Source organism: Cupriavidus sp. FW305-27, from assembly GCF_058787995.1.
Map to the genome: position 1 here is coordinate 65,208 of NZ_JBYTAG010000033.1, position 10,159 is coordinate 75,366.

Sequence of the window (10,159 nt, forward strand, 5' to 3'; positions counted from 1 at the left end):
CCTGTTCTCTGTCGCCGACAGCTGGAATTACCGCTTCACGAACTCCCGTTCACCACCTCACCCCTGCTTTCCCGCCTGAAGCGCGTCGGCGCATGCCCGGTCCAGCGCTGGAACGCCCGGCGAAACGCTTCCTCGCTGGCAAAGCCAAGCTGCTCCGCGATTCTTCCTACCGGCCAGTTGGTCGTGCACAGGCATTGTTCCGCGTATTCCTGCAGGCTGTGTTCGCGCAGTACCCGGTAGCTGCTGCCGTCGGCAGCGAGACGGCGGCGCAGGGTCGGCTCGCTCACGTCAAAGCGCATGGCCAGTTCAGCCAGCGTCGGCAGCCGCGCGCCATGCACCAGCGCTGCATGCAGGATGCCATGCACCTGCTGGCTCAGTGATACGACCTCGACCGGCGCACCGATCAGCCGGTAAGGAAAGTCTTCCAGGAACGCATCGAGCTCCGCGGCCTGGCGCACGACCGGCCGGTCGAGCAGGGCCTCATCGAATTCGAATCCGTAGGTCTGGGCCCCGGACGTGACCGCGGCATGGAACAAGCCCAGGAAAGGCATGGCGTCCTCGCGCCGGGGATGCGCCAGGTAGACGTGGGTCGGGCGCAGCGGCTGGCCGACCAGCCAGCCGAACAGCAGCATATAGAAGAAGAGCCCGGTCAGGTCCACCAGGCAAGCCGCGGAGGAGTTCGCACGCCGCAGCGAATCCATGCGGAACACCGCCTGCCCTGCGCTTTGCCCGAGGCTGAGCGCACCGGCTCGCGGATACAGCATCGCGCAGAAGTCGGCAGCGCAGCGGATCGCCTCCCTCAGCGTCTGGCTGCTCAAGACGCAACGGCACAGCAAGTCCACTTCCTGCTTGCGCATGGGGGGATGGCCGTTGCCTTTGGCGACCAGGGCTTCCAGCCGCTCGATCGCGGCGCGATAGAGCGCGGTGAACCTGGCGGGCGGCGCATGCCCGGATGCGCCGGCGGCAGGTGGAACCTCGACGCCCTGCCGCTTCAGTTCGTCCAGCAGGCGCTGCACCATGCCGTGCGGAACAGGTACGGGATTCCCCGGTATGTGGGCATTCATGGTCGCTGGTCGTGATTGCTTCGGTAGCGATGGTTGATCGTTCGGGTGGGGATCCGGTGCGACCTGGCCTCCCATAATCATCCCGGCACTTCCACCCGCGCGACAGCTTGCGCACGGCCTGGGCGATGGAGGTTGCCATGCGATGAACACCATGCCTATACGGGACAACCCAATGACCGCGCTTCCCTCCCGCAAACCCGCGGCTCCGGCATCGCAGCCCTGCTGCCCTGCCTGCGCCGCGTGAGACACACAATGATCCACATCCTCGATGAAATCGTGCTCGCGCCCGGGCACCTGCCCACTGTGCTGAGCCTGCTGGAAAGTCAGTACTTGCCTGGCAGCGCCGCCAGGGGCCTGGCACTGCTGCAGCGCTGGGTGTCGCCGCCCGTGGCGCTGGAAGATGCACCCAATACGCTGTGGCTGCTGTGGCAAGTGGCGGATGCGCCGGCTTACTACGCCATGCGCGCAAGCATCGATGCTCCGGCCCTAGCCTTCTGGTCGACAGTCGGCACGCTGTGTGAATCCCGCCGCCGCCATGTGATGGCCGAGGCGACAGCTGCGCTGCCCCGGCGCAAGGAGCATGGCGATGCGGCTTGAGACAGCACAGGTGCGATTGCACGCCGGCTTCAGCGCCGGGACGTGCACACAGGAGCAAGCCTTGCTTGCCCGCGTTAAAACACTGCCGGGCCTGCGCCATGTGGCGATTGGCCGGAACCTGGCGGGAAGCTGGGGCGCTGGCGACTACACGCTCGACCTGCGATTCGGCGCGACTGCATCCGGCTCGCCCGGTCACGGCACCGGCCTGGCTGCCGCGCTGGACAGCATGGCAGAGGTGGATAGCGTCGCCTATCACCCGATCTCGGGCGGTCTGCGCGCCCCTCAGCTGCGCCACGGGATCTGGCGCACGCTGATGTTCCGGGTCCGGCCTGAAGCGCCGGACCGGCAGGTCCGCGCACTTGAGCAGGACCTGCTGCGAATGCCCGGTTACATGCCCGGCATCCGCAACTGGCGCCTTGCCCGCGTCTTGTCGCCCGGCACCTGGACCCATGTCTGGCAGCAGGAGTTCGCCAGCGCGGACGACCTGCTGGGCGAATACCTGATGCACCCCTTTCATTGGGGCCGCGTCGACCGATGGTTCGACCCCGAGTTTCCCGAATGGACAGTCCAGGCGATCTCCCACGCCTTCTGCCCGCTCGCGACAAGCCTGATTGCCAACCACAACCGCACAGAGGAATACGCGCCATGACCGCACACGGAAAACTGACAGGAAAGATTGCGCTGGTGACCGGCGCCAGCCGCGGCATCGGCCGTGCCATCGCGCAGCGCTTCGCGGTGGAGGGCGCGCTGGTGGTTGCCACGGCACGGCGCGCAGGCGAGTCCGAGGACGAACCTGGCACGCTGGCCGAGACGGTTGGCCAGATCAGGCGGCAAGGGGGCAGTGCCATCGCGCTGGCGGCGGACCTCGAAGACCCGGCGCAGCGCGACAACCTGGTGGCGCGGGCGGCAAGCGCCGCGGGCGGTCTCGACATCCTGGTCAACAATGCCGGCATGGCGGAATACAGCGGCATCGAATCGATGCCGCTGGAAATCTTCGACAGGACGGTCGAGCACTACCTGCGCATCCCCTTCGTGCTCAGCCGCGCAGCGATCCCGCTGCTGCGCACGCGCGGCGCGGGATGGATCCTGAACCTGGGCTCCGTCACCGCCCTGTCGCCTGCTCGCCCGTATCAAGACTTTGACCGGGCTGGCGGGGTCACGGCCTACGCCGCGGTCAAGGCTGCCATCAACCGGTTCACAGAGGGCCTGGCGGCAGAACTGGAGGCCGACAATATCGCGGTCAATTCGGTAGCGCCAAGCACGGCGATCCTCACGCCAGGCAGCGAACGCTATATCCCGGACGGCTATCCGACCGAGCCGGTGGAGTACCTGGTGGAAACGGCGCTTGCACTCTGCAGCGTGCCGGCCCGGCTGCGCACCGGCCACATCGCCCATAGCCTGCACTTCCCCCTGGCGCACGGGCTGGACGTCCATACGCTGGATGGCAAGGGCATGCTGCCGCCGCCCGTGATCCCGTCCTGGGCACATCCCGGCCTGAGCCACGACCTGTCCGCAAGCTAAGCCCATGGAGAAGAGCATGCGCGCTGTCGTCATTGATCGTACCGGCGGACCCGACGTACTCAGGCTTGGAAACCTCCCGACGCCGGAACCCGCTGCCGGCGAAGTCCTGCTCCGCGTGGCCTGTGCCGGCGTGAATCCCGCTGACTGGAAATGCCGTGAAGGCTATCTGAGCCACTTCATGCAGTACAGCTTCCCGTTCGTGATCGGCTTCGATGCCAGCGGCGTCGTGGCTGCGGTGGGAAGCGGCGTCAAGGATTTCGTCCCGGGACAGCGCGTGTTCGCGCAAACCGCGGTCGGCGCAGGCAAGTGGGGTTCCTATGCCGAATACGTCGCGGTCAGCCAGGATTGCGTGGTGCCGATTCCCGACAATCTGGGATTTGCCGAGGCCGCGGCCGTCCCGACCCCGGCGCTGGCCGCCTGGACGGGACTCTTCGACGAAGGCGGACTCAAGCCAGTGCAGAGGGTGCTGGTTCATGGCGGTGCCGGCGCGGTCGGCACGTTTGCCGTGCAACTGGCAAAAGCAGCCGGGGCAACCGTCGCAGCCACCTGCAGCGCGGCACGCCGCGACGAACTGATGGCGCTCGGCTGCGACCTGGCAATCGACTACCGTGGCGGCGACATCGCTGCCGCGATGCAGGCATGGGCGCCGGCTGGCGTCGACCTGGTACTGGACGCCGTTGGCTGCGGCACCCTGCCGAACGGCATGGACCTGCTCAGGCCCGGCGGCATCCTTGTCGCCATCCTGACGCTGGTCAGCGGCGACAACGGCCCGGATCCTGCCGCAGCCGCGCAGCGCGGCGTCCGCACCGCGGTGGCGTTCAGCAAGATGCCCAGCGGCGCGCGGCTGCGCGAGATCGCGGCGCTGCTCGACAGCGGGCGCCTGCGACCGCCCCGCATCGAATGCCTGCCGCTGGAACACGCGGGGCGCGCACTCGATCTGGTCCAGTCGGGCAAGGCGGCAAGCAAGCTGGTGCTGCGTATCGCCGAGCCAGCCAATGCACACGACCTGGTCGCTGGCTTCCAGTCAGGCAGGCCGACCGAAAAATAAGTTGGATACTGCTTGCTTGATCAAACAGCGCGGTCGCACGCACTCACGGTTCCTGGACACGTTCGCGCGACTGCGGTAATTCCGGCAACGGAGGTGCCTTGGAACGTTGCCCACGTGTTGCCAGCCAACAGAGGATCGACCCCGCACATACCATGGATGCGCCCTTCCAGAAGGCGATCGACAGGGGTGTACGCAAGAGCATGGCCGCCAGGGCGGCGGAAAGTACCGGAATGAAGTAGGAAGCGCCGGCAAGGACGGTGACATTGCCATGCAGGATGCCAACATTCCAGGCCGCATAGCCGAATCCCATCGCAGAGGCGGCCAACGCAAGATAAATCACTGCCTGATAGCTGAATTCCATCGACCCGCTCTCTGTGGCGAAATACTTGATCCACAACGCCAGCGCTGTCAGCATGAAGAACAGCGTGATGCCATTCCTGCCTTCGGCAATCCGGTTGGTCACAGTGCAATACGCCGCCCAGATCAGGGCACCAAGGAAGGCCAGCCCATAGCTGAGCGGATTGTCCTGGATGTTCTCCGCCATCCCGGCGAAGTCCAGGCCCTGATCCCCGCCAAGCACCCAGCAGATCCCGAGAATGGCGATCAGGAAGCCGGGAATGATCAGCAAGTTGGCCTTCTGCTTGTTGAATGCGATGGCACACAGCATGGTGAAGCTCGGCCACAAGTAGTTGACCATCCCCACCTCAATGGCTTGCCTGCTGCTGTTGGCGTAGCCAATGGACAAGGAAAGACACAGCTCGTACGAAACGAACAGAATGCTTCCCCAAACCAGATAGCGCCGGGGAAAATCCTGCATTCTGACGAAACCGACTGTCAGCAAGAGCAGGGCCGAGGCGACGGTATAGATCATTGCCGCCCCACCGGTTGCCCCAAGGTTTTCGCTGACACCGCGAATCAGGCCGACAATCGAGCTCCATAACAGAATCGCGATGAGCCCGATGAGAGTTGCTTTGCTCTTGCTTTGCATGACACCTGTTTGCGCCTACCAGTCGATCTGAACCATCGGCATTGTAAGGGCACCATGCGCAGCCGCAGCCAACGCGGGTATGGCCCGTCATTTCACCTGCTTGGCGTATTACCGGCCGGATACGTCGATCCAGATGGGAACGAAGTGGAGAAGGTGCCGGGGTTTTCACCGCTCCCAGAGCAGGCATCTTCAGCAACTGGGCCAGCCGTCATGTTGTGGCGGTCACGACGCGGGCCGATATAGACTCCCCATGTCAGGATCCAGGCGCTTGTCCAGGTCTAGTCATTCGGGTTGAATGCCAGCCTGCTTAGCCAGATTCGCCCAGCGATCCGTCTCTGCGCGCAGCCGGTCTCCGAGTTGAGCAGGCGAGGACGCCTTGAGGTCGATACCTTGGCTGTCGAGCCGTGCCTTGGTCTGCGGATTCGTCAATGCCGCGCGGACTTCGTCCGCAAGCCTGCTCACGACGGCAGACGGTGCCCGCGCGGGAGCCACCAGGGCCCACCATTGGCTGACCTGCATTCCCGGCAGCCTGGCTTCGGCTGCGGTCGGAACATCGGGAAGCGAAGTCACGCGCACCGGCCCCGTCACCATCAAGGCCGCGATCTTGCCACCGCCAAGCAGGCTGCTGCCGCTTGCCAGCGTAGCGAAATGGCCTTTGACCAGTTGGGCGGACACATCGGTCAGCGCGGGCGCCGAGCCCCGGTACGGTACGGCATCGACCGGGATGCCCGCCTGCGCTTCAAGCATCTTGGCGGCCAGATGGCTGATCGTGCCGTTCCCGCTGGTGGCAAGCTGCAGCGGCGTTCCTGCCTTGCGTGAGTCCGCAAGGAAGCGCTGGACGTCGCCAGCGCGATAGTGCGTGCTGTCCGCGAACAGGATGAGCGGCGCCTCGCCGAGCAGTGAAACCGGCGTGAAGTCGCGCAACACATCATATGGCATCTGGCGGAACACCGACGGCGCCACGGTATGAGCCAGCTCGATGACGCCCAGCGTGTAGCCGTCGGGAGCCGACTTTGCGAGGATGTCGGCGCCGATGCGGCCGGAGGCGCCGGCGCGATTGTCGACGACCACGGGCTGGCCCATCGATTCGCTCATTCGCTGCGCGACCGCACGGGCCAGCGCATCGGTGCTGCCGCCGGCAGCCCAGGGCACGATCAATCGGATCGGCTTTTCAGGATAGGCGGCCAGGGCCGACGGTACCTGAGCCGCGAGGCCGAAGGTGATGGCAGTCAACAGAGAACGCAAGTTCATGGGTGGCTCCGAATATTGTCTGGAAATCAAGCTTGTCCCGGATCGCGATCGCCGCGTGCAGTCAGCATCAGCATGACTGCTTCCGTCCTGGCGATGCGCCCGTCGGCGCGCAGCGCTTGCGTGGCGGCAAACCCCGCTCCCGCGCACAGCTCGACCCAGAATCCGGCCGCAGCGAGACGGCGGGTACCGTCGCGCGCTGCCGCGTCGTCGATGACCACCGCGCCGCCGCCCGATTGCCTGACGGCGTGGACCTGCTGCGCGGTCACGGTCGAGCCGGCCGTGGAGAATTGCTGGGTCGTGCCCGGGAAGTCGGACTGCTGCGGCGCGCCCGCCAGCACGCGCGACAGCCGCGGGAACGGCTCGATCGCCCAGAGGCGGGGCAGCTTCGGGAGATGTCCCAGCGTGACCAGGTCACGCAGCGCGCTATAGATGCCCCACAACAGATCCCCCCGCGCCGTCGGCACCATGACATGGTCGGGGCGGCATCCTTGCGCCACCCACTCCAGTGCGACAGCACGGTAGCCTTCCACACCAAATACCGGGCTACCCACCGCGGGCACGCTGTAGTTGGTCAGTGCAAAGGCTCCCTCTTCCCTGACGCGGCGGCGGACATGCGCCCATCGCGCGTGACCGTTGTCGCAGATGACACGCCGCGCACCGTAGTAACGCAACGCCGCATCGAAAACGGACGGAAGCGCCTGGTAGGTCGCGACTTCGCAGTCCAGTCCCGCGGCGGCGCAATAGGCCGCGGCCGAGACTGCGGCGTTGCCGCTTGACGCCAGCACCACCTCGCTCGCGCCAATATCCAGCGCCCGGCTTACGGCCTGCGCCGACATGCGATCCTTGTGCGAGCCGGTCGGATTTGCGCCTTCATTCTTGATCCATACGGACGCCACGTCCGCCAGCGACGCCAGGGTTGGCACCGGTACGCATGGCGTGGCGCCCTCCCCCAAAGACACGCCTTCCAGGTACGGCTGCCAATGCCCCCATGTATAACTTCCGCTTCTTGGTGCAAAATCCAGTGCGTGGTGCTGGTAGGCAACTTCGAGACTGCTGGGCCGGCCGGCGCTTGCGCAGTTCGGGCACCCTTCCGGCATGTCGCTGACTGGATATTGAGCGTGGCAGGTAATGCATTGCAGGGCATGCATCGCCGGATTGACGAGCGCTTCGGTCGGATGCGGATAGCGACTGGCGCGCATGATAAAAGCCCAAGTGGTCATGACCCGAGTCTATGTGATGTCACGCCTGGGCAGCGCAGGCATTCCGATTATCGAATTAAGCAAAACTTATAGGGTTGGGTATGGGGACAGCCACCGACATCGTGATCAGCGCCCGCCAAATCGAGGTGTTTCGCATGGTCATGCGCCTGGGATCGGCGCGCCGGGCCGCCGAAGCCCTGCACATCAGCCAGCCCGCCGTGACACAGATCGTGCTGCAGCTTGAACAGGCAGCGCGGTTAAGACTGTTCGACCGAAGCAAAGGGCGTATGGCGCCCACGCCCGAGGCGGCGTCCCTGATCGACGAAGTCGAGCGCGTCTATGTCGGCCTCGACGCCGTGCAGCGCAAGATAGATCAGTTGCGTTCCTATGAAGATACGATCCTGCGCGTCGGCGCCTTGCACGCCATGGCCTCCAGCGTGATGCCGTCATCGGTGGCGGACTTCATCCACAACCACCCCCGCGTTCGTTGCCAGCTGGAGGTCGACAGCTCCAGGGGCTTGCGCGAGCGCCTGCTTCAGCGCGAACTCGATATCGCGTTCATGGGCGACGAGGCGGACACCAGCGGCCTGACCGCGTCCGAGTTCTACGCAGTGCAGGCGGTTTGCGTCGCTCCCGCGACGCATCCTTTCGCGGCGCGCGCGAAAGTCGGCATCGAGGATCTGATCGAGGTTCCGTTGATCGGCCTGGACGCTTCGGATCCTGCGCAACGCCGGCTGGAAGCGTGCTTTTCCGAGTCCGGCATCGAGCCGCGTTTCGTGGCGACAACACCGTACAGCCACACGCAGTGCTCACTGACCCTGGCCGGTGCTGGCCTTGCGATCACCAATCCATTGGTGGCCCGTGGCTACGTTGCGCTCGGGCTGCGCAGCGTACCGCTCACCGCTCCCGTTCGATTCCGGGCAATCCTGGCATTCCATCCGGCACAAGGCCAGTCGACTGCGGCACAGCAGTTCGTGAGCCTATGCCGGCAGCGGTTGGCCGATTTGCTGTGATGCACGTGCAGCAATGAGGGCGCGTGCAGGAAAGTGCCATAGCAGCACGTCCGCGGCGGTTCAACGGCCAGGAGCCCCTGCCCGAAGCGCAGTGCTCCTGCGCCCCGCCGTTAAGGCGTGCCGTCCGACACATCGATCCGATACACCCGCCCGCTCGTCGCCGACGTGCCCGGATCGGCCAGCACGTACAGCGCCTGCGCGTCATCCACGCCAAACGAGAACACACTGCCCGGGATCGTGACGTTCCAGTCGACCTGTTCTGCGACAACGCCGTCGCGATACATGAAGCTCAGCAGCTTGCCCGTGCAAAGGTCGGAATAGAAGTACCGCCCATGCAGCACCGGGTTGGCACTGCCCCGGTACGCATAGCCACCGACGATGGCACAAGCGCCCGCTTCGTGGCCGTATTCGAAGACCGGCATGGTCAGCCCGGTCTTGTCGCACGTGGCCGCACCCACGCAGGCGGTGCCTTCGGTCCGGTTCCAGCCGTAGTTCAGGCCCGCGCTGGTGGCCGGCGCCACGTCGACTTCCTCGCGCTGGTCCTCGCCGACATCGGCGATATACAGCAAGCCGGCGTCGAACGTAAACCGCCACGGGTTGCGCAGGCCGAGAGCCCAGATTTCGCCGCGGCTGCCGGACTGGCCGACGAAGGGATTGCCGGCAGGCAAGCCGTAGCCGGATGCCCCGCTGACGTCGATGCGCAGCATCTTGCCGAGCAGCGTTGCCGGGTTCTGGGCGTTGCCCGACGGATCGCCACCGCCGCCGCCGTCGCCCGTGCCGATATAGAGCATGCCGTCCGGGCCGAACGCGAGCTGGCCGCCGTTATGGTTGGAGAAGGTGCCGTGCGGAATCGACAGCAGCACGGTGCCGGATGCCGCGGCGATATCCGGATTCGCGGCCGATACGTTGTAGCGGGCGATGGTGATGGCCCCATTGGTGTCGGTGTAATAGACGTAGAAGCGGCCGTTGGTCCCATAGTTGGGATCGAACGCCATCGACAGCAGCCCGCGCTCGCCATCGGTCGTCGTCAGCGCGGCGATATTGAGGAACGGCGTAGCGACCAATGCGCCGTTGCGCACGATCCGGATGCGGCCGGCCCGCTCGACCACGAACAGGCGCGGATCGCCGGGGGGCGCGGTCAGGAAGATGGGCTCGGATAACCCGCCGGCAACCTGCGTCAGCGACAACTGCACTGTTTCCGGTGAGCCGTATTCCACGCTTGCCAAAGCACTGCCGCCCGCGGTCACCGCCACGGTCTGCGAAGGCGGCTGCGGCTTGAGGAGCGTGCTGCCAGCCAGCACGCTGGCGGCACTGACGGTATAGCTGCCAGCAGCCAGGTTGGACAGCGTGGTCGACTGGGTCACGGTCTGGCGGAACTGGCCGGGCCCCAATACCGTGATGGCCGCCGACGTCCCGGACGGCAGGCCGGAGATGGAGAGCGTCAGCGTGCCGGTGGCGCTGTCACCGCCCCCGTCTCC

The 10,159-nt window shown here is 65.6% G+C and carries 10 protein-coding genes; 5 read left to right on the plus strand and 5 right to left on the minus strand.

Translation table 11 applies throughout. The features are described from left to right. Window positions 1-35: 35 nt before the first annotated feature. Complete coding sequence (locus tag AC3WRI_RS17425; protein WP_234788243.1) at window positions 36-1,064, minus strand: AraC family transcriptional regulator; 1,029 nt, start codon at window positions 1,062-1,064, stop codon at window positions 36-38. A gap of 252 nt (window positions 1,065-1,316) precedes the next feature. Here AC3WRI_RS17425 and AC3WRI_RS17430 point away from each other — a divergent pair, with 252 nt between their 5' ends. The 4 genes from AC3WRI_RS17430 to AC3WRI_RS17445 are packed head-to-tail and all read left to right on the plus strand — an operon-like array spanning window position 1,317 to window position 4,230. Then, window positions 1,317-1,661, plus strand: coding sequence for a hypothetical protein (locus AC3WRI_RS17430; protein ID WP_492293686.1), 345 nt, complete (start codon window positions 1,317-1,319; stop codon window positions 1,659-1,661). Beyond that, window positions 1,651-2,310 carry a Dabb family protein gene (locus tag AC3WRI_RS17435; RefSeq protein WP_492293693.1) on the plus strand — a complete coding sequence of 220 codons (660 nt, stop codon included), beginning with the start codon at window positions 1,651-1,653 and terminating at the stop codon, window positions 2,308-2,310. Before AC3WRI_RS17430 ends, AC3WRI_RS17435 begins: the two co-directional genes overlap by 11 nt. Next, window positions 2,307-3,182 carry an SDR family NAD(P)-dependent oxidoreductase gene (locus tag AC3WRI_RS17440; protein WP_010812625.1) on the plus strand — a complete coding sequence of 292 codons (876 nt, stop codon included), beginning with the start codon at window positions 2,307-2,309 and terminating at the stop codon, window positions 3,180-3,182. The genes AC3WRI_RS17435 and AC3WRI_RS17440 overlap by 4 nt, the downstream gene beginning before the upstream one ends. A gap of 16 nt (window positions 3,183-3,198) precedes the next feature. Beyond that, window positions 3,199-4,230 (plus strand): NADP-dependent oxidoreductase, encoded by a 1,032-nt coding sequence (locus AC3WRI_RS17445; RefSeq protein WP_492293688.1) that lies wholly within the window; start codon window positions 3,199-3,201, stop codon window positions 4,228-4,230. A 43-nt stretch (window positions 4,231-4,273) separates the two neighbouring features. Here AC3WRI_RS17445 and yddG read toward each other — a convergent pair whose 3' ends face one another. From yddG to AC3WRI_RS17460, 3 genes are all read right to left on the minus strand, one after another. Beyond that, window positions 4,274-5,218 (minus strand): aromatic amino acid DMT transporter YddG, encoded by a 945-nt coding sequence (yddG, locus tag AC3WRI_RS17450; RefSeq protein ID WP_011616478.1) that lies wholly within the window; start codon window positions 5,216-5,218, stop codon window positions 4,274-4,276. Between the two features lie 282 nt (window positions 5,219-5,500). Further along, complete coding sequence (locus AC3WRI_RS17455; protein WP_010812628.1) at window positions 5,501-6,469, minus strand: tripartite tricarboxylate transporter substrate binding protein; 969 nt, start codon at window positions 6,467-6,469, stop codon at window positions 5,501-5,503. Window positions 6,470-6,495: 26 nt separating this feature from the next. Beyond that, window positions 6,496-7,392 carry a pyridoxal-phosphate dependent enzyme gene (locus AC3WRI_RS17460; RefSeq protein ID WP_010812629.1) on the minus strand — a complete coding sequence of 299 codons (897 nt, stop codon included), beginning with the start codon at window positions 7,390-7,392 and terminating at the stop codon, window positions 6,496-6,498. A 377-nt stretch (window positions 7,393-7,769) separates the two neighbouring features. Between AC3WRI_RS17460 and AC3WRI_RS17465 the strand changes: the two genes are divergently transcribed. Then, window positions 7,770-8,681 carry a LysR family transcriptional regulator gene (locus AC3WRI_RS17465; RefSeq protein ID WP_010812630.1) on the plus strand — a complete coding sequence of 304 codons (912 nt, stop codon included), beginning with the start codon at window positions 7,770-7,772 and terminating at the stop codon, window positions 8,679-8,681. A 110-nt stretch (window positions 8,682-8,791) separates the two neighbouring features. Here AC3WRI_RS17465 and AC3WRI_RS17470 read toward each other — a convergent pair. Continuing rightward, the coding region (locus tag AC3WRI_RS17470; protein WP_492293690.1) for a PQQ-dependent sugar dehydrogenase at window positions 8,792-10,159 on the minus strand (1,368 nt) is incomplete at its 5' end.

Bases quoted from the DNA above. Each gene is read 5' to 3' on its own strand.
- AC3WRI_RS17425 (WP_234788243.1), bottom strand. From the start codon at position 1,064: ATGAATGCCCACATACCGGGGAATCCCGTACCTGTTCCGCACGGCATG.
- AC3WRI_RS17430 (WP_492293686.1), top strand. From the start codon at position 1,317: ATGATCCACATCCTCGATGAAATCGTGCTCGCGCCCGGGCACCTGCCC.
- AC3WRI_RS17435 (WP_492293693.1), top strand. From the start codon at position 1,651: ATGCGGCTTGAGACAGCACAGGTGCGATTGCACGCCGGCTTCAGCGCC.
- AC3WRI_RS17440 (WP_010812625.1), top strand. From the start codon at position 2,307: ATGACCGCACACGGAAAACTGACAGGAAAGATTGCGCTGGTGACCGGC.
- AC3WRI_RS17445 (WP_492293688.1), top strand. From the start codon at position 3,199: ATGCGCGCTGTCGTCATTGATCGTACCGGCGGACCCGACGTACTCAGG.
- yddG (WP_011616478.1), bottom strand. From the start codon at position 5,218: ATGCAAAGCAAGAGCAAAGCAACTCTCATCGGGCTCATCGCGATTCTG.
- AC3WRI_RS17455 (WP_010812628.1), bottom strand. From the start codon at position 6,469: ATGAACTTGCGTTCTCTGTTGACTGCCATCACCTTCGGCCTCGCGGCT.
- AC3WRI_RS17465 (WP_010812630.1), top strand. From the start codon at position 7,770: ATGGGGACAGCCACCGACATCGTGATCAGCGCCCGCCAAATCGAGGTG.